Source organism: Lysinibacillus sp. G4S2 (genome assembly GCF_030348505.1).
Taxonomy (GTDB): domain Bacteria; phylum Bacillota; class Bacilli; order Bacillales_A; family Planococcaceae; genus Lysinibacillus.
The window spans coordinates 1,164,975-1,183,302 of sequence record NZ_JAUCFJ010000002.1 but is presented as its reverse complement, the minus strand read 5'-3'; the positions used below and the strand labels follow the sequence as shown (position 1 = coordinate 1,183,302).

The 18,328-nt window shown below is 38.1% G+C and carries 21 protein-coding genes and 1 other annotated feature; of the genes, 4 read left to right on the top strand and 17 right to left on the bottom strand.

The window, feature by feature from the left end; translation table 11 throughout:
- Positions 1–119: 119 nt before the first annotated feature.
- Together QUF91_RS06005 and lspA are read right to left on the bottom strand one after the other, a co-directional pair.
- The gene (locus QUF91_RS06005; RefSeq protein WP_289417149.1) at positions 120–1,031 is read right to left on the bottom strand and encodes an RluA family pseudouridine synthase; all 912 of its coding nucleotides are present in this window, start codon (positions 1,029–1,031) and stop codon (positions 120–122) included.
- Complete coding sequence (gene lspA, locus QUF91_RS06000; protein WP_285399396.1) at positions 1,028–1,507, bottom strand: signal peptidase II; 480 nt, start codon at positions 1,505–1,507, stop codon at positions 1,028–1,030. The genes QUF91_RS06005 and lspA overlap by 4 nt, the downstream gene beginning before the upstream one ends.
- Before the next feature lie 210 nt (positions 1,508–1,717).
- Here lspA and QUF91_RS05995 point away from each other — a divergent pair, with 210 nt between their 5' ends.
- The 3 genes from QUF91_RS05995 to QUF91_RS05985 are packed head-to-tail and all read left to right on the top strand — an operon-like array spanning position 1,718 to position 2,823.
- On the top strand, positions 1,718–2,362 hold the full coding sequence (locus QUF91_RS05995; RefSeq protein ID WP_289417148.1) for a hypothetical protein: 645 nt from the start codon (positions 1,718–1,720) through the stop codon (positions 2,360–2,362).
- Between the two features lie 39 nt (positions 2,363–2,401).
- A complete protein-coding gene (locus QUF91_RS05990) occupies positions 2,402–2,566 on the top strand; it encodes a hypothetical protein (protein WP_289417147.1) in 165 nt (54 codons plus the stop codon).
- Positions 2,566–2,823: a hypothetical protein gene (locus QUF91_RS05985; RefSeq protein WP_289417146.1), complete on the top strand. Its 258-nt coding sequence runs from the start codon at positions 2,566–2,568 to the stop codon at positions 2,821–2,823. The genes QUF91_RS05990 and QUF91_RS05985 overlap by 1 nt, the downstream gene beginning before the upstream one ends.
- Before the next feature lie 32 nt (positions 2,824–2,855).
- On the opposite strand, the gene QUF91_RS05980 is transcribed toward QUF91_RS05985, so the two are convergent.
- A complete protein-coding gene (locus QUF91_RS05980; RefSeq protein WP_285399403.1) occupies positions 2,856–4,424 on the bottom strand; it encodes a sodium/solute symporter in 1,569 nt (522 codons plus the stop codon).
- Positions 4,425–4,449: 25 nt separating this feature from the next.
- Positions 4,450–4,785 carry a hypothetical protein gene (locus tag QUF91_RS05975; protein WP_285399404.1) on the bottom strand — a complete coding sequence of 112 codons (336 nt, stop codon included), beginning with the start codon at positions 4,783–4,785 and terminating at the stop codon, positions 4,450–4,452.
- 237 nt (positions 4,786–5,022) lie between these two features.
- On the opposite strand from QUF91_RS05975, the gene QUF91_RS05970 reads away from it, so the two are divergent.
- A complete protein-coding gene (locus tag QUF91_RS05970) occupies positions 5,023–6,201 on the top strand; it encodes an AraC family transcriptional regulator (protein ID WP_289417145.1) in 1,179 nt (392 codons plus the stop codon).
- Between the two features lie 235 nt (positions 6,202–6,436).
- On the opposite strand, the gene ileS is transcribed toward QUF91_RS05970, so the two are convergent.
- The 13 genes from ileS to ftsZ form a co-directional block, all read right to left on the bottom strand.
- The gene (gene ileS / locus QUF91_RS05965) at positions 6,437–9,205 is read right to left on the bottom strand and encodes an isoleucine--tRNA ligase (protein ID WP_289417144.1); all 2,769 of its coding nucleotides are present in this window, start codon (positions 9,203–9,205) and stop codon (positions 6,437–6,439) included.
- Positions 9,206–9,547: 342 nt separating this feature from the next.
- Positions 9,548–9,767 (bottom strand) — a binding site (T-box leader).
- Between the two features lie 97 nt (positions 9,768–9,864).
- A complete protein-coding gene (locus QUF91_RS05960; protein ID WP_285399409.1) occupies positions 9,865–10,389 on the bottom strand; it encodes a DivIVA domain-containing protein in 525 nt (174 codons plus the stop codon).
- A 95-nt stretch (positions 10,390–10,484) separates the two neighbouring features.
- Positions 10,485–11,273: a YlmH family RNA-binding protein gene (locus QUF91_RS05955; RefSeq protein ID WP_289417143.1), complete on the bottom strand. Its 789-nt coding sequence runs from the start codon at positions 11,271–11,273 to the stop codon at positions 10,485–10,487.
- An 82-nt stretch (positions 11,274–11,355) separates the two neighbouring features.
- Positions 11,356–11,514 (bottom strand): hypothetical protein, encoded by a 159-nt coding sequence (locus QUF91_RS05950; protein ID WP_289417142.1) that lies wholly within the window; start codon positions 11,512–11,514, stop codon positions 11,356–11,358.
- A complete protein-coding gene (locus tag QUF91_RS05945; protein ID WP_289417141.1) occupies positions 11,480–11,611 on the bottom strand; it encodes a hypothetical protein in 132 nt (43 codons plus the stop codon). Before QUF91_RS05945 ends, QUF91_RS05950 begins: the two co-directional genes overlap by 35 nt.
- A gap of 122 nt (positions 11,612–11,733) precedes the next feature.
- Entirely contained in the window at positions 11,734–12,015 is a 282-nt protein-coding gene (locus tag QUF91_RS05940) for a YggT family protein (protein ID WP_285397916.1), read from the bottom strand.
- A gap of 20 nt (positions 12,016–12,035) precedes the next feature.
- Complete coding sequence (locus QUF91_RS05935) at positions 12,036–12,533, bottom strand: cell division protein SepF (protein ID WP_285397917.1); 498 nt, start codon at positions 12,531–12,533, stop codon at positions 12,036–12,038.
- Positions 12,517–13,221: a YggS family pyridoxal phosphate-dependent enzyme gene (locus QUF91_RS05930; RefSeq protein WP_289417140.1), complete on the bottom strand. Its 705-nt coding sequence runs from the start codon at positions 13,219–13,221 to the stop codon at positions 12,517–12,519. Before QUF91_RS05930 ends, QUF91_RS05935 begins: the two co-directional genes overlap by 17 nt.
- A 152-nt stretch (positions 13,222–13,373) precedes the next feature.
- A complete protein-coding gene (locus tag QUF91_RS05925) occupies positions 13,374–13,610 on the bottom strand; it encodes a PRC-barrel domain-containing protein (protein WP_049668351.1) in 237 nt (78 codons plus the stop codon).
- Between the two features lie 171 nt (positions 13,611–13,781).
- A complete protein-coding gene (sigG, locus tag QUF91_RS05920) occupies positions 13,782–14,555 on the bottom strand; it encodes an RNA polymerase sporulation sigma factor SigG (protein ID WP_285397918.1) in 774 nt (257 codons plus the stop codon).
- Between the two features lie 114 nt (positions 14,556–14,669).
- Entirely contained in the window at positions 14,670–15,377 is a 708-nt protein-coding gene (gene sigE, locus QUF91_RS05915; RefSeq protein WP_049668349.1) for an RNA polymerase sporulation sigma factor SigE, read from the bottom strand.
- A gap of 13 nt (positions 15,378–15,390) precedes the next feature.
- Entirely contained in the window at positions 15,391–16,224 is an 834-nt protein-coding gene (locus tag QUF91_RS05910; RefSeq protein ID WP_289417139.1) for a sigma-E processing peptidase SpoIIGA, read from the bottom strand.
- A gap of 795 nt (positions 16,225–17,019) precedes the next feature.
- Entirely contained in the window at positions 17,020–18,177 is a 1,158-nt protein-coding gene (gene ftsZ, locus QUF91_RS05905; RefSeq protein ID WP_285397920.1) for a cell division protein FtsZ, read from the bottom strand.
- Positions 18,178–18,328 lie beyond the last annotated feature (151 nt).

Here is an 18,328-nt window from a genome sequence, read left to right as displayed (position 1 = left end):
AATTTTTTACAACACGATCACATGTACCTTCTCAGCCTCTCTGGACTGCCATTAAAGGTGAATATTTAGTTAAGTTGTTCATTTCACTTTCGTTAGTATAGACCTTCTTTTACTATCCGTCAATGCCTATTTCGTAAATCATTTAATAATTGTTCATAATCAGCAGGAAGTGGTGTTTCAAACTCGATATATTCGCCAGATGTAGGATGATCGAATCCTAAAATTCCCGCATGTAATACTTGTCCACCGAAGTCTATTGTCTTTTTCGGTCCATATTTTGGATCTCCAACAAGTGGGTATCCAATATAATTCATATGCACACGAATTTGATGAGTTCGTCCTGTTTCTAAACGACACTCCACTAATGTAAAGTCGCCAAAGCGTTCAATAACTTGGAAGTGAGTTACTGCATGCTTTCCGTTATCGACAACCGCTTGTTTTTGACGATCTTTTTGATCGCGTGCAATAGGTGCATCAATTGTTCCTTTATCATGTGCAATATGTCCATGTACTAGCGCAGTATACTTACGTGTCACTGTTTTATTAACTAGCTGATTCACTAACGATTCATGAGCCGCATCATTTTTAGCAACCATTAATAATCCTGAAGTATCTTTATCAATACGATGCACAATTCCCGGACGCAGAACACCATTTATGCCTGATAAATCCTTACAATGATACATTAAACCATTTACAAGAGTACCCGACATATGTCCAGGTGCTGGATGCACGACCATGCCTTTTGGTTTATTCACAACAAGGACATCTGCATCTTCATAAACAATATCAAGGTCCAAGTTTTCAGCAATGACATCTAATGGCTCCGCTTCAGGTACATCTATTTCTACATTATCACCTGTTTTCACCTTATACTTCGCCTTTACAGTCTCACCATTTACTTTGACAATACCTTCAGTAATCCAATTTCCAATTTGTGTACGCGACCATTCTGATTGCACACTTGAAAGCGCCTTATCAATGCGCTCTCCCTTTTGCTGTTCTTCCATTGTATATGATACTTGCGTCATTCTTTCACCTGTTTCTTTTCTTTTTTATCTTCAACGATTAAACCAATCATTAACACCACTACCGCAATTGTTAAAGCTGCATCCGCAATATTGAAGATCGGGAAATCATAATTAATTACTGGAATCAATACATCTATAAAATCGACCACTTCGCCCCTAAATAAACGGTCAATAAAATTACCAATCGCTCCGCCTAATAAAAGCATCAAACCAACTTGAAAAATAGGTTTACCCTTAGCCTCTTTATGAAAATAATATAGGACAGCACAAATAACACCTATCGTGACAATGCTAAAAAACAACATTCGCCCTTCCAACATTCCCCATGCTGCACCTTTATTTCGATGAGACAAAATCCCAAACCATGGATCCCATACTGAAATTCGTTCACCAAACTCCATATTTTTCACAATCAGCCATTTTGTCCATTGATCTAAAAGGACAACGAATGCGGCCAATCCATAATATTTATACACAGCCATTCCTCCGTTCACTCAACATCTAACCTATTCTACCATAACAGCCCATCTCAGAATAACTAATATAGCATGAAAATATGGAGGAAACACCAAATCTGTTACATAAAGCATTGTCTTAAAAAGCAATGACATTTTGTTTTGCGGTTTGGCTGGGTTATCCGGCGGTTTGAGGGTTCTTTCTGGCGGTTTGGCGGTTCTATCCGGGGTTTGGCTCTTCTATCCACGATTTTGGCTGGGCTATCTGGCACTTCGGCTCTTCTTTCCGTCGTTTTGGCGGTTCTATCCACGATTTTAACGGTTCTATCCACGACTTTGATTGTTCTATCCGCTTTGCCTCTTCTTTCCATCACTTCGGCTCTTCTTTTCGTCGCTTTGCCAGTTCTATCCGTCACTCCAGCCCTTCTTTTCGTCGCTTTGCCAGTTCTATCCGTCACTCTGGCCCTTCTTTCCGTCGCTCTAATTTCTTTCCGTCACTTCAGCTCTTCTTTCCGTCGCTTTGGCGGTTCTATCCACGATTTTGGCTGGGCTATCCACGGTTTTGATGGTTCTATCCACGATTTTAACGGTTCTATCCACGACTTTGACTGTTCTATCCGCTTTGCCTCTTCTTTCCATCACTTCGGCTCTTCTTTCCGGCGCTTTGGCTCTTCTTTCCGGCGCTCCAGCTCTTCTTTCCGTCGCTTTGGCGGTTCTATCCGTCACTTTGACCCTTCTTTCCGTCGCTCTGGCCTTTTTATCCGTCGCTCTATTTTCTATCCGTCACTTCGGCTCTTCTTTCCGTCACTTTGGCGGTTCTATCCGTCGCTTCGACCCTTCTTTCCATCGCTCTGGCCTTTTTATCCGTCGCTCTAATTTCTTTCCGTCACTTCAGCTCTTCTTTCCGGCGTTTTGATGGTTCTATCCGTCACTTTGACCCTTCTATCCGTCGCTCTAATTTCTATCCGTCACTTTGACCCTTCTTTCCGTCGCTCTGGCCTTTTTATCCGTCGCTCTATTTTCTATCCGTCACTTCGGCTCTTCTTTCCGTCACTTCAGCTCTTCTTTCCGTCGTTTTGATGGTTCTATCCGTCACTTTGACCCTTCTATCCGTCGCTCTAATTTCTATCCGTCACTTCGACCCTTCTTTCCGTCACTTTGCCTTTCTATCCGTCGCTCTGCCTTTTCTATCCCCGCTCCACCTTTCTATCCGCCACTTTGCCTTTTCTATCCCCGCTCCGCCTTTCTATCGCCGCTCTGCCCTTCAATCCGCCGCTTTTATTCCTGAAAAAAAAGCTTATTACCATCACTTCATAAGTAATGGCAATAGCTTTTAATTTTCAATCAAGTTTATAGAGATACAAATATTTTAAGCTGTTTCAGATTCTTTTGAGTGTACTCGCTTCATGAAATCATTGACATCGGCTGGTACTTTTCGATCTAATAGTGACACGATAACAACCGATAAGAAGCCAACTGGTACTGTCACAATGCCTGGAATTTTAAATTGCAAAAAGCTTGGCAACGTTCCTGGTAAAAATATCATCCACATGGATACGCCCAGTCCAATGAGTAAACCTGCAATTGCTCCTTTTTCTGTCATTCCTCTCCACCAAATACCTAAAATGAATATTGGGGTAAATGTACTGGCCGCAACAGTAAAGGCTAGAGCTACTAAATGTCCAATGGATGCATCCTTAACAAGTAAGCCTAATGCTCCATATAAAATACCTAATAAAACAATTGCTACTTTCCCTGCAACCACTCGTTGTTTTTCTGTAATATCCTTTTTCATAACGCTTGCATATAAATCATGGGCTAATGCACCTGAGCTTGTAATAAATAACCCTGATAAATTTGAGAATATGGCCGCAAATGCACCTGCTATGACAAGCCCAAGAAGCCATTTGCCTCCTAGTGCAAGTGCTGTTGTAGGAATAACCATATTGTTCCCACCTAGGACTAAATCGCGCATTACTTCCTCACTTGCAGTACCCGAGATAAAAATAGAACGCCCTACAACGCCTAAATAGACAGCTAATAAGAAAAATGCACTAGCAATCCCAATCGCCATAAGTGCTGATTTACGAGCCGCCTTTGCGCTAGGATTCGTATAAAATCTTAGTAATATATGCGGTAGACCAATTGTACCTAATGCTAAACCTATTGTCATACTAATAGTTTGCCAAAACGTTGGGAAATAAAAGCCTGTCCCTGTCCAAGCAGCACCATCAAAATTAATATCCTTTCCATCTAAAGCATATGGTGAGGTTCCTGTAATTGGACCGCTAAACGAATTAATAGCAGCTAAAATTTTATCGTAATGTAAACCACTATACATCGCTGCGATCAACATCACAATAAACGCACCAAGGCGAATCCATAGCTCTAAAGCTTGGTTGATTGTTGTTCCTTTCATACCGCCTATTCCTACATAGAAGATCATTACAATACATGTAAAGATAATGCCAAATTCATAAGAGGTACCAAAAAACATACTTAAAATTTGTGCTGCACCTAATAATTGTGGCGCTGCATAAAAACCAGAAATCGCTAAAACTACGGCTACCGCTACTAGCCTAGCTCTTTTGCTATGAAAACGATAAGCTAAAAAATCGGCAACGGTAAATGCGCCAAAACGTCTTAATGGACCAGCTACAAAAATAGCTAACAGTGTTAATCCAATTGAGAAGCAAAATGCATAATAAGCACCATCATACCCTAGTTGGAAAGTTAAACCAGCTATTCCAAGGAAAGTAGCTGCACTTAAATAGTCTCCTCCAATTGCCGAACCATTTGTAAACCAGCCAAAACTTCTTCCCCCTACAAAGAAATCAGATGCCGTTGCATTTCTTTTCGTTAAATACGTAATATATACAATTGTTCCCATTAAAGCAATGGTCATTAACATCTTCGGTTCTAATAGAGCTTTCATCATTTAACAAATCCCCCCTAAGCTAAAACTACTTATTAAGTATTTCGTATTTCTTTAGGCGTTTTTCGTACAATGCTGTATGCACATAAGCAATAATAAAAGCCATTGCCATCATTACAACTGTTGTCACAAACCATGTAACTGTTATACCACCCCAAATTTTCTTAAAAGCAAGTTCTGGAGCGAACCAGTTCATTACGGGAATACTAAAAATTAAAATGAAATAAAATACCGTTAAGCTAAAACCTGTTGTAAACTCATCTTTCATAATTTTGTTAGTAGTTGCATCTAGTGGCGGAAGATCCTTCACATCTACTGTTCCGGCTTCCACATATTCATAATCCTGACTCCCTACTTCTGCCATACTTCAACTCCCCCTTTCTATCTAGATGAATAATTATCTGAAATTTCAAATTATTATTCACTACAATTATTCTATTCTATTTAATCTATAAATTAGTTACAAAATATTGCTGTATTAGTACAAAAAAATGCTATTTTAAGTTAAAATGTTTTTATTGTTTTTCATTTACAACGGAAGGGAGTTGTTAGCATTTTAAATATTGTTTGGTATATTGAAAGTTCAAATGAAAAACAACAAATGGGCTACTGGTTAGAAGAATTTCCTCCTATTACCTTTATGAACTGTAAAGAGCCCAAAACAGAAGATGTCGTCCTCATTTTCTATGAAATCAACCGTTTATTTGACTGGGTAAAGATAAATCGGTTAAAAAGAAATTATCCTAATAGTATAATTGTCCCTATTGTTACAGAACACCTTACCTACTCAACTGGGATAGCAATTGAACTAAATTTGCCCGCACTTCTCATAAAACCATTACAGAAAGCAAAATTTCTACGAATTGTTAAAAAGCTTTACACGTCCTATAAAGAGAAACAGGCAAGTACTATTACAATGCTTGAGCTATCACAGCAAATTTCGCAAGATCATACTTCCCCTTTCCGAGAAGCCTTTTTAAAACGACTGATACGAGGAGAAGTTGAAAATGAGCAGGAAATAATCCAGTCTGCCTCTTTTTTATCGAAACATTGCATCCCAAATATCGTATTTTTAATTCAGGGCTATATCGATATGGATGAAGATCGACCTTTCCTTTTTGATGCGAGCAGTGTTATAACAAATGTATTTCGTCAAAAATTTGCTATCACAGCACCTCTATCCTTTTTATATTTTGAACGTTATTTACTGTTGCTTATGCGCATTCCTAATGAATACACATCATTTAAGCATTGGTCTGAGGGGGTAGCTTGTTTACTTGAGGTTATTGAAGTATTAAAAAAAGATTATTGCATCCATCTTTTCATGGGGATTGGCGGTGTTTTTCAGGACGCCATGCAAGTTAAGGAATCTTATAGCCAAGCGCGAAAGGCACGGAGAAAACCACCTGTCCAAAACATTCATATACGGTTTTACGAAGATTTAACAAAGCAAGAATCGCTCCAAAAGGCTATTCACTATATCGAGGAGCACTATGATGAACAAATTACGATTAGTGATGTTGCCAAATATATCAACTTTAGTTCTACTCATTTCAGCAGATTGTTTAAAAAAGAGACTGGTCGTAATTTTGTTGATTATGTAGCCTTTACACGGATCATCAAAACACTACCATATTTACGAAAATACGATTACACCATTGAAAAAATTTCCTCCATCTGTGGTTTTAACACACCTAATTATTTCAGTAATACGTTTAAGAAATATGTTGGCATATCCCCAACTGACTACCGCAATACACAAGAAATATTATTTAAATAATTTATCAGGTATGTTGTTTCCACCTTTTGTTAGACAATTATTACACCTCTGATCATTCATAACACATCGTTGAATCACTCACATTTTTGTAGAAGTTGCTCACTATTCACTAACATAAAAAAGAATCTGCTAGACCTCCATGAAAGTAAACAACGCAAGCCCCCCATCCTCAAGGAGACTTGCGTTTTAATTACATAGAATGCAGATTCTTGTTTTTAGTTTGCATTACTGTTTATTAAACGTAATATTTTTCTACAACTTCTGCACAACGCGCACACACTGTTGGATGTGCTTCATTTGAACCGACTGTTTCAGAAATTGACCAGCAACGCTCACATTTTTCACCTGTTGCTTTCTCTACAACAATCGATGCATGTTCAAGAGCTAATGCATTTGCAGGTGCAGCTTCTATTGGTGCTACTTCAAATGCAGAGACGATTGATAGTTGTGCAAAGTCAATGTTTGCATCGTTCAATAATGCTGCCACATCTTCTTTTGCATAAACTGTCACTTTCGCTTCAAGTGATTTACCGATTGTTTTTGCATTACGAGCTTCCTCTAATGCTTTTAAAAGATCATCACGAACATCAATGATTTTCAGCCATTTTGTACGTAGACTTTCAAAGTTTTCATGTTCGTCTACCTCTGGGAAGTCTGTTAATTGTACAGATACCTCTTCTACAACACCTTGAGCATGTAAATAAGACCACATCTCATCAGTTGTATGAGGGATAATTGGTGACATCACTTTTACTAATGTCATTAATGTATCATAAATAACTGTTTGCATTGCACGGCGGTCTTTGTTGTCATTACCTTCGATGTACACAACATCTTTTGCAATATCTAAATAGAATGAAGATAATTCTACTGCAACAAAGTTATTCACTGCATGGTAAACAGCTGCGAAATCATAGCGATCGTATGCAGCACGTACAGTTTTTAAAACATCTTGTAGACGCATATAAACGTATTGATCCATTTCACGAAGGTCCGCATATGCTACTCGATCTTTCGCTGCATCGAAATCAGCTACATTGCCGTGTAAGAAACGGAATGTGTTACGGATTTTACGATAAACCTCAGATACTTGCTTCAACATATCCATTGAGATACGAACATCGGCTGTATAATCCACTGACGCAACCCATAAACGAAGAATATCTGCTCCGTATTGATCCATAACCTTTTTCGGGATAATGACATTCCCTAAAGATTTACTCATCTTACGCCCTTCACCATCTAGAACGAAACCATGTGTTAATAGTCCCTTATATGGTGCATAGCCATTAATAGCTACTGAAGTAATTAATGATGAGTTAAACCATCCACGATGTTGGTCTGAGCCCTCTAAATATAAATCAGCTGGATATTTCATACCACGTTCTACTAATACACCTTGGTGTGAAGAACCTGAGTCGAACCAAACGTCCATAATATCGTTTTCTTTTGTAAATTCGCCATTCGGGCTACCAGAGTGTGTGAAGCCTTCAGGTAATAATTCTTTTGCTGTTTTTTGGAACCAAATATTTGACCCATGCTGACGGAATAAAGCTGAGATATGGGCAATTGTTTCTGGTGTAATAATTGGCTCACCATTTTCAGCATAGAAAATCGGAATTGGAACGCCCCATGCGCGCTGACGTGAAATGACCCAGTCTCCACGGTCACGAATCATATTATAAAGACGAGTTTCACCCCAAGCAGGTGTAAACGCTGTTGATTTTACAGCCCCTAGTAACTCATCACGGAATGCATCAACCGACGCAAACCATTGTGGTGTTGCACGGTAAATAACTGGTTTTTTCGTACGCCAGTCATGTGGATATGAGTGTGTAAAGAAGTTAAGCTTTTCTAATGCGCCTACTTCTTTTAATTTTTCTGTGATCATTTTGTTTGCATCATTGTAGAATACACCTTCAAAACCAGGTGCTTCATCTGTGTAGCAGCCACTATTATCAACAGGGCTAAGAATTGGTAGACCATATTGTTTACTAATATGATAGTCATCTTCCCCGTGTCCTGGTGCTGTATGAACACAGCCAGTACCCGCTTCAGCAGTTACGTGCTCTCCAACCATTACAAGAGATTCACGGTCATAGAATGGATGCTGTGCAGCAACTCGATCTAGTGCCTCACCTTTTACTTCCTGAACAATCTCATATGCATCCCACTCAAGTTCGTTAGCAACAGTTTCTAATAATTCTTTGGCAATGATGAATTTGTTATCTGCAACCGCCACAACAACATAGATAAATTCAGGGTTTACAGAAATCCCCAAGTTCGCTGGAAGTGTCCAAGGTGTTGTTGTCCAAATAATAAATTTAGCATCTGCTGGGACAACGCCTTTAGCATCTTTAATCGCAAAGCTTACGTAAATAGAAGCCGATTTAACATCTTGATATTCAATCTCTGCTTCTGCCAGTGCAGACTCAGATGATGGAGACCAGTAAACTGGTTTTAAGCCTTTATAAATATAGCCTTTTTCAGCCATCTTACCGAATACTTCAATTTGACGTGCTTCAAATTCAGGCTTTAATGTAATATATGGATTTTCCCAATCACCACGAACACCTAAACGACGGAATTGTATACGTTGGTTGTCGATTTGCTCGTAAGCATACTCTTCACATAATTTACGGAATTCAGCAACAGACATTTCTTTGCGCTTTACACCTTTGTTCGTAAGAGCCTGCTCAATTGGTAAACCATGTGTATCCCAACCTGGAATATAGTTTACATGGTAGCCAGTCATAGAGCGATGACGTGTAATCATGTCTTTCAATACTTTATTCAAAGCATGACCGATATGGATATCACCATTCGCATATGGAGGTCCATCGTGTAACACATATTCAGGGCGTCCTGCATTGCGCTCCATCTGTAATTTGTTAATGTCCATTTCATCCCATTTTTCTTGCATCTTCGGTTCATTTGCCGGTAAGTTTCCACGCATTGGGAAATCTGTTTTTGGCATTAATAAAGTATCTTTGTACTCAACCATTTTTTCAATTCCTCCTTTAAATTTACAAACAAAGAACAAATACACTTAAGCGCTCATTCACATACGACAGTATTAGGTTTATCACCATAACGAGGTTGATTTCCGTTCCGACTGGGCGCTTTCCAGGGAACGTTCGTTGGTCACTTCGTTTGCGCACCAGGGTCTCATCTGTGACGCTGATTTCCAAGGAGTCGCGTGAAATGCCATCCCTAAGTTCTAGTTATTGGCAAAATCAACACATTCCAACACCGGAGATATAAGTTCAAATATAGGATTTATCCATATCAACGAGAAATGAAAGCCTCCCACCATTTGAACATAAAAAAAAGCCTCTCAATCCCTCAAAGGGACGAGAAGCTTATACTCGCGGTACCACCCTAATTGTAGCACAAAATTGTACTACCACTTAAAGCACGTTAACGTCGTGCATCACGAAATAACTTACTTCATTCAGTTATTTAGCTCAGAAGTGATGTTCATTGTTATTTGCATGTTTGGGCTCACACTATCCCCAAATCGCTTAACTACGCCTAACAAATACTGTCTTCGTCTCTGCCTGTATGCATATCTGTTCAAAATAATTACTATTACATTAGTATATGAAAATCAAACAATCACGTCAAGCTTCACTTATTAAGTTACAATGCTGATAATAGCAATTAAACTTGATCGGCTTCTTGTGCTTCTTCAACAGATGTTTGAATTTCAGTCAGATCAATATCATATTGTAGCAAGTGGTCCCAATCGTCTGCATTTAGTAAATCCAGCTGTGCCTCTACAAGCATTTTAAAACGATTACGGAATACTTTTGATTGCTTTTTCAGCTCATCGATTTCAATTGTCACTTTACGAGCCTTCGTTAAAGCCTCATTGATAATACGATCAGCATTTTTTTCTGCTTCCTTTACAATGAGTTTAGCTTCTTTTTGAGAGTTTCTTCTTACTTCATCAGCTGCCTCTTGAGCGACTACAATTGATTTTTGTAATGTTTCCTCTAAAGAGTTAAAATGTCTCGCTTGTTCTAAGGACATTTCTAGTTGTCTATCTACTTCCTTTTTTTCACGGAGCAAAATCTCATAATCTTTAATAATTTGATCTAAAAATTCATTTACTTCATCTTCAGCATAACCTCTGAAGGATTTGGTAAACTCCTTATTATGTATATCAATAGGTGATAATGGCATACGATCCTTCTCTCCTTTACATGTACATTCGTATTTCCTATTATACAATTGTTCAAACAACTTAGCAGTAAAAATTAATGAAATTTACTTGATTTTTAGCTTTTTTGGGTCAATCGACCGACTTGCAAACGAATTTTATCTTTTTTTGTACGGCCTTCAGTCATCATAATTTTTACTCGACCACTTCCACGTACAGATAAAATATCTCCTTCTTGTAACTCAAAAGCAACTGTATCCCGCTCGGTCCAATTAACACGTACCTTTTTACTTGTAATTAAGGCTTGTGCCTTTTGACGTGAAATTTTTAAAACCGTTGAGATAATAACATCTAAACGCATAGAAGAAACAGTATGAGATTCTTCTAGCCATTCTTCCTCAATTTGGAGCAGAGGCTCCATCTCTTTAATCGATTCTACATGTACCTTTACTTTGCCGATGCCTGTTAAATGTAAGCGTACATATTCTGCTACCTCATTCTCTACTACGAATTGTACTTGATGTTCATTTACACGAATATCACCGAATTTGCCACGATTCAGTCCTAATGATAATAACGCTCCTAGAACATCTGGATGTCGTAGTTGTACAAATTTCACAGGATATTGAATCGTAAATACTGTGAGCTGAAAATCATCCTCCATAGGCTCATAATAAGTAGGATAAATAAGCATACGCTGTCTTTCTGCTTCATCAAAGAGCCCTGCACTGGCTGTTTTCAATATGTCATATTGTCCAATAATTGATGTAACAATAAAACGTTGTCGAGGATCTAAAAAATCAGTAAGCTTTGGAGCATATCGATCCTCCACCTCACGCTGCCAACTCACAACCTGTTCAATAAAAGGCTGTTCATCTTTCCTAAAATGCTGAATTAAATGCTCCATGTTTACTCCACCTCTATTATCTATCTTTTACTAGTTTAATTTCATTGGTATTTTAAGGATTTATATCAAAAAATAAGGATCATCACCAAAACGTGGGGTTAATTTCTGTTCCGACTAGGCGCTTTGTTGCTTTCGCACAGAGCAAAGCTTCCTGGTGGCGTCCGATGAGCCGCTTTTGTTGTTGCTGTCGCTTCGCTTTCGCACAGTTAAAACATTTGTTGCTGTCGCTTCGCTTTCGCACAGTTAAAACATTTGTTGCTGTCGCTTCGCTTTCGCACAGTTAAAACATTTGTTGCTGTCGCTTCGCTTTCGCACAGATAACATCCGCTTCGCTGCAAGGTCTCATCTATGACGCTAATCCCTAAGGAGTCGCCTAGTCACTAAATTGTAAAGCAACCATTTTTGTTAAATATAGTATTACCCATAAATAAAAAATCCCCACCATTTGTGAGGATTTCTTTTAAAGAAACATTTCGTACACTTTTTGAATAACAATAAAAAGCCCATTTTTAATAAAATTAAGCATAAAAATTGCCACGATTGGAGAGATATCAATCATACCAATCGGAGGGATGAATTTCCTGAAAATCCCCAAATAAGGCTCGCATACTTTTTTAAGGAAACGGCCAATTGCTGATTCTTGCGCAGCAGGTACCCAAGACAATAAAACATATCCAAATAACATAAAAGAATACACCTTAAATGCTAATGCTACATAACCTAAAATCATCCATAAATCCATATAAACTACAATCCTCGCTATTAATTATCGTCTAAAATAAAATTCGAAATTTCGCCAGACACTTCTACATTATCAGGTGTGCATAGGAAGATGTCTTTCCCTATTCTTTGAATATCACCACCAAGTGCATAAACTGTGCCACTTAAAAAATCAATAATCCGCACACCTTGCTCTCGCTCAATACGTTGTAAATTGACAATTGTTGCGCGTTTATTTTTTAAATGTTCAGCAATATCCTGTGCTTCAGCATAAACTCTAGGTTCAACTAATACAACTTTTGCACCTTTAGAATTCATAGCCGCCTGTAAGCTTACAATATTGTTCGCAGGTGTTGTACTCTGCGGGAAAATTTCCTGAATTGGTGCCTTGCGTTCTTTAATAACTTTTTTAGGCTTCACTGATTGAACCTGTTGCTGTTGTTGTACGGGTTGTTGCTGTTGAATAGGAGCTTGCGTGATTTCTTCTTCTAATTCTTCCTCAAGGTAAAAGAAATTTTTGATTTTATTTTTCATGCTCATCCTCTTCCCCTCTTTCATTTCCAACAAGAGCCGTTCCAACTCGAACAAATGTAGCCCCTTCCTCTACCGCAATTTCAAAGTCATTAGACATGCCCATTGATAACTCGGTACAAGGTGCGTGTGCGAATCCTTGCTCGGCTATTTGCTGTTGACATTGTTTTAATTGCTTAAAAACAGAGCGAATAATTGTATCATCATCTGTATTTGGTGCCATGGTCATTAAACCAACCACTTGAATTTTGGTAAAACTCTTTAATGATTCAATAAAAGGCAGAATTTCCTCGATTGATAAACCATGTTTTGATTCTTCTCCTGATACATTAACTTGTACAAAGCATTTGACAGGTTTGTCTGCTCTTTTTTCAATTTCTTCTGCTAAACTCAAACGATCTAATGAATGTAAATAATCAATGCTGTTAATGACTTGTTTTACCTTACGTGTTTGTATAGACCCAATATAATGCCAATGTACATCATCTTGAATCGCCTCAATTTTACGATTTAAGCCTTCAGGACGGTTCTCTCCTAAATGAATAAGTCCTGCTTCAATTGCTTCTTGTGTTCTCTCTACTGAAACTTCTTTTGTTACTGCAATAATCTGAACTTTGTCTGCTTCACGATTTGCACGTTTTTTTGCTGCTTGTATTAAATCATTTATTTTATTTAAATTTGTTAAGATTTTTGTCACTGTTTTTCCCAACTTTACAACAATAGTTTCTTTTATTGTAACAAGCAATGCTTGAATTATCAATGAATAGCATGACCTAACCTTTGTGAAATTACTAACCGTTCACAGATTAAAATTAACTTTCGTTTTAATAAACATAGAAATTTCGCACTTTAGGATAATGCTTTTACTAAAATGACATCCTTTCCAACTACAAGTACATCTTTCATATACACTTTCCTAACAGATTCTTCTCCCCGAAAAAAGCCCAGATATTTGCGGGGCTCTGCAATCATAAATGCCGTTACATAGCCTGTTTCTTTAGATACCTCTGCATCGACCACAAATCCTAAAAAGCGTCCATTGCCTGCTTCAATAACTTCTTTTTGCTGTAACATCGAAAAACGCATTTTATCCCTCCTAAATCAATTACTCTCAACATCGTTTTATCTCAACAAACTATGTTTTCTCTTTATATTTATGTGTTTATTGTTGTTTAAATGAAAATGAAATGATTAAGGAATCTCTATTTCATTGACATAAATTAAAATGCGCACCGAGAGTCGGGTGCGCATTGTTTTTTACTTATAATCTTTCTGCATTGTTTCAATTGCATTTTTTTCTAGACGTGAAATTTGTGCTTGAGATATTCCCAATTCTTTTGCAATTTCAGTTTGTGTCTCACCGTAATAAAAACGCTTTGCAACAATCATTTGTTGACGTTCATCTAACTTTTGCAAACTTTCCTTTACCGATACGTAGGCAACCCATTGATCTTCTGATACATCATCATCACGTAATTGGTCCATCATATAAACAGCGTCTCCACCGTCTGAATAAATGGGCTCTTGTAATGAAACTGGATCTTGAATGGCATCTAAAGCAAATAATACATCTTCTTTTTTCATGTCAATCATTTCAGCAATTTCTTCAATCGTTGGTTCTCGTAAATTTTCGGTTATCCATTGCTCTTTTGCCTGCATCGCCTTATACGCAATATCTCTTAGAGAACGAGAAACACGTAATGCATGATGATCACGCAGATGGCGACGAATTTCACCAATAATCATTGGTACAGCATATGTTGAAAATCGTACATTATGCTTCAAATCAAAATGATCAATGGCTTTCATGAGGCCAATACAGCCTACCTGAAATAAATCATCTGCCTGTTCACCCCTGTAGGCAAATCTACCGACAATACTGAGCACTAACCTTAAATTGCACATTACAAGCTCTTCTCTAATCTCAGTTTCTCCAGCTTGTAAACGAATGAAGAGTTCCTTCATTTCCTCGTGCTTTAAAATTGGCAAAGTCGATGTATCTAAGCCGCAAAGATCTACTTTCGTTCGCATATTCGATTCCTCCGGATGTTATTCTCTGACTAAACCGTTACATCAGTTTGTCCGAGAGAAACGAGAATATGCACAAAAGATACGACCAATTTTAGGTAGGTTAAATTTCCCTCCCTAAGATATTGGCTGGTTCAAGTTTTCACGTAAATCTTGAATAATTTTCTTCTCTAATCGGGAAATATATGATTGTGATATCCCTAAATGATCTGCAACTTCTTTTTGAGTCATTTCAATTTTCCCATTAAGGCCAAAACGACATTCCATAATATATCTTTCACGCGCCCCTAGTAAATTAATGGCATGAAACATATGTTGTCGCTCAATTTTCTTCTCTACATTGTCTAAAATAATATGCTCTTCAGTTCCTAAAATATCAGACAATAACAATTCGTTTCCATCAGCATCAGAGTTTAATGGTTCATCTAATGAAACCTCACCCTTCATGCGACTTGTTTTACGTAAATGCATCAAAATTTCATTTTCAATACAACGTGATGCATACGTTGCAAGCTTAATATTTTTATCTGTATTGAACGTTTCAATCGCCTTAATTAAACCGATCGAACCAATACTTATTAAATCTTCAATCGGCGTACCCGTATTATCAAAACGCCTAGCAATATAAACAACAAGACGTAAATTACGTTCAATTAGTGTATCTCTAGCTCGTAAATCACCATTCATAAAGGATGCAATGACTGTAACTTCTTCTTCTCGACTTAGTGGCACTGGCAATGAATCATTTCCCCCTATATAGTACGTTTCACGACTTCGAAACTTACTCCAAAATTTTTTCAAGCTAGCAAGTAGCCTAAGAAGCAATAGTTCTCCCCCTCTATGAGTTATTTGAAAGCGCTGAAAAATGTAAAATTGCTGCTGTGCTATGTGGAAAATTTTTAGCCTTTTTTGTTAGCACGATATATTCATTCTTTTTCACTTGTGAGTGCTCCCCCTTGATATGCAACTCCTCAAAGCGAAAACCTAGTACAACCGACTGCTGTTGCACTGTATTGACATGAATAAATCGAATATAACGCTGATAATCTTCTGAAAACATGGATACATTATACGGATCAGTTTCTTGCCATTCTAATAATGATTTGCAAAATGCTGCGGGTAAATGTGGTCGTAAAGCTCCATAAGAGACAAAGTGAACAGGTTTTCCTGATAGTGGCTCGATAGCTTGATTACCTGTATCTACAAATGCAGAAAGTGGTATCCTTACATCAAAAATTTTCAATGTGGTATCAAAAACAAACTGACCACTTAACCGCTCTAGCTTTACAAATCCCCATTGCTTATAAAAAGCAACAAGATTACCAACAGCTAATAGTAGGCAAATGATGATAAAATGGACGACAGAAAGATTTTTTAAATATGGTTGTAACGCTGTTAACAATCCACCGATCACGATTGTTGCTGTTAAAACGATTGGTCCTTGCTTTTGAAAGCTTCGAATCTTGAAACGAAAAGCTATCCCAATTAGTAAAATAAAGCTCAACAGCGTCGTCAACAGCATTTGCCCACCTATTACAGCTACAAAACTACTACAAATAGAACTCATTAATAATCTCGTATTCTTTACAAAAACCCCTGTTACCTTTGCCGTAAACTTGAGTATCGCTAGGTTAAAAAGCGTATTAATGAGCACCAGCCATTCTCCATACATAACAGCCGCCTCCTACTTACAAAGTTAGCATGTTATACCCACAAATATTGTCAAACAATCGCATCATTTCCTTAAAATGTTTTGACAAAATACATCCTTTCCCTACACAATTTGAACAATCAATTTATTTCTCTTAATTATTATTGCCGTCGCTAGTTAACGTTTCTCTACTCGAACTAAAAATCAACAGTGGTGCTGTAATTTCACTTTCTCTACAATAACTTTTGCGGAATAAGATATAGTTTTACAGGTATGTTGATTAACCATTTCTATCCACCCTATTTTCGCGCTACTAGCTTTCCCGCGGAGTCGAGTCGCCCTATGCTATAATCAGTTAAAATAGGGGTATCTTGGCTCATCACCAAAAGTTGTGGATGACATTTTTTAAAATATATGTGCTGTATATTAGTTGATCTTCGTTACGGCTGGGCGACTCCTTGGGGATCAGCGTCACAGATGAGACCCTGGAGCGAGCAACGCGAGTGAAGCGGCTCATCGGACGCCCCCAGGAAGCTCTGCTCTGCGCGAAAGCGTAGCGTCAGCGGCAAATGTTTTATCTGTGCGAAAGCGTAGCGTCAGCAACAAAGCGCCCAGCCGGAACGGAAATCAACCACACGTTTTGGTGAAGAGCCGATATATTAGCAAAATAGCAACAAAAAAACCCTTTTATCGCTCAATAATAAACCTATCTTTTTCCTAACTAACACGCCTGATAATTTTACTTTGGAAATATAAAAAACTCGTATTTTACATATGTAAAATACGAGTTTTTTATAAGTCAGATGCTTTCATTGATCAGCGATTTCTACGGTTACGTAAAAATGCTGGTACCTCAAGCATGTCATCCTGCGCATAATTTTGTTGATTTTGTTGACGTGGTTGCTCTTGCTGTACGTGCACATCTTGTCGTGGTTCACGAATAGGTGCTTGCTGTTGCTGAACAGCTTGTCTATTTGTATTTATCGTCGGACGTGTAACATTACGGTGTTGCTGTAGAGCTTCTTCTGAGAAACCAGTCGCAATAACTGTGACAATAATTTCATCTTTTAGATTTTCGTTAATAACAGAACCGAAAATCATATTTACTTCTTCATCAGATGCTGAAGCTACGATGTCTGCAGCTTCTTGTACTTCAAATAGACTAAGGTTTGAGCCACCTGTAATATTCATAAGGACACCTTTAGCGCCATCAATTGATGATTCAAGTAAAGGACTTGAAATAGCTTTCTTAGCTGCCTCTGCTGCACGATTTTCACCTGTAGCAATACCAATACCCATTAACGCTGAACCTTTGTTAGACATAATTGTTTTTACGTCTGCAAAGTCTAAGTTAATAAGACCCGGCGTTGCAATTAAATCTGAAATACCTTGTACACCTTGTCGTAAAACATTATCTGCTTCACGGAATGCCTCAAGCATTGGCGTAGATTTATCGACAATTTGTAATAGCTTGTCGTTCGGAATGACGATTAAAGTATCTACAGCTTCCTTCATGCCACCAATACCACCGATAGCTTGTGTTTGTCGCTTGCGACCTTCAAACGTAAATGGACGCGTTACAACACCGACTGTAAGAGCTCCTAAATCACGAGCAATTTGTGCGATTACTGGTGCGGCACCAGTACCAGTTCCTCCGCCCATTCCAGCTGTAACGAATACCATATCTGCACCACGTAGAACCTCTTCTAATTGTTCACGGCTCTCTTCTGCAGCTTTTTTCCCTACTTCTGGATTTGCACCTGCACCTAAACCACGTGTAAGTTTTGTACCAATTTGTAGTTTTATTTCTGCTTTCGATAAATTTAGCGCCTGTGCATCTGTGTTTACTGCGATAAAGTCAACACCTTGTACTCCATGTTCTATCATTCGATTGACAGCGTTGTTACCGCCGCCACCAACACCAATAACTTTTATTACTGCAAGTTGATCAACACTTGTATCAAATTCTAACATTTCTTTTTCCTCCCACGGTAACTCGACTCTGTATCATTCATTACGCATTTAAGATCAATTATGCCTCGGTATAATTGCGTCCGGAATCGGCTTTGTGCTTAGGCCTGCACGAGGGCCGACACGATGTCGGTCATTTCGGTAATACCACAGG

Coding starts and splice junctions, on each gene's coding strand:
- QUF91_RS05975 (WP_285399404.1), bottom strand. CDS start 4,785: ATGGCAGAAGTAGGGAGTCAGGATTATGAATATGTGGAAGCCGGAACA.
- QUF91_RS05960 (WP_285399409.1), bottom strand. CDS start 10,389: ATGCCATTATCACCTATTGATATACATAATAAGGAGTTTACCAAATCC.
- ileS (WP_289417144.1), bottom strand. CDS start 9,205: ATGGTTGAGTACAAAGATACTTTATTAATGCCAAAAACAGATTTCCCA.
- QUF91_RS05980 (WP_285399403.1), bottom strand. CDS start 4,424: ATGATGAAAGCTCTATTAGAACCGAAGATGTTAATGACCATTGCTTTA.
- QUF91_RS05925 (WP_049668351.1), bottom strand. CDS start 13,610: ATGCGTTTTTCGATGTTACAGCAAAAAGAAGTTATTGAAGCAGGCAAT.
- QUF91_RS05990 (WP_289417147.1), top strand. CDS start 2,402: ATGGTTCTATCCGTCACTTTGACCCTTCTATCCGTCGCTCTAATTTCT.
- ftsZ (WP_285397920.1), bottom strand. CDS start 18,177: ATGTTAGAATTTGATACAAGTGTTGATCAACTTGCAGTAATAAAAGTT.
- QUF91_RS06005 (WP_289417149.1), bottom strand. CDS start 1,031: ATGACGCAAGTATCATATACAATGGAAGAACAGCAAAAGGGAGAGCGC.
- QUF91_RS05985 (WP_289417146.1), top strand. CDS start 2,566: ATGGTTCTATCCGTCACTTTGACCCTTCTATCCGTCGCTCTAATTTCT.
- sigG (WP_285397918.1), bottom strand. CDS start 14,555: ATGCGAACGAAAGTAGATCTTTGCGGCTTAGATACATCGACTTTGCCA.
- QUF91_RS05940 (WP_285397916.1), bottom strand. CDS start 12,015: ATGGATTTATGGATGATTTTAGGTTATGTAGCATTAGCATTTAAGGTG.
- QUF91_RS05955 (WP_289417143.1), bottom strand. CDS start 11,273: ATGGAGCATTTAATTCAGCATTTTAGGAAAGATGAACAGCCTTTTATT.
- QUF91_RS05935 (WP_285397917.1), bottom strand. CDS start 12,533: ATGAGCATGAAAAATAAAATCAAAAATTTCTTTTACCTTGAGGAAGAA.
- QUF91_RS05910 (WP_289417139.1), bottom strand. CDS start 16,224: ATGTATGGAGAATGGCTGGTGCTCATTAATACGCTTTTTAACCTAGCG.
- QUF91_RS05970 (WP_289417145.1), top strand. CDS start 5,023: ATGGGCTACTGGTTAGAAGAATTTCCTCCTATTACCTTTATGAACTGT.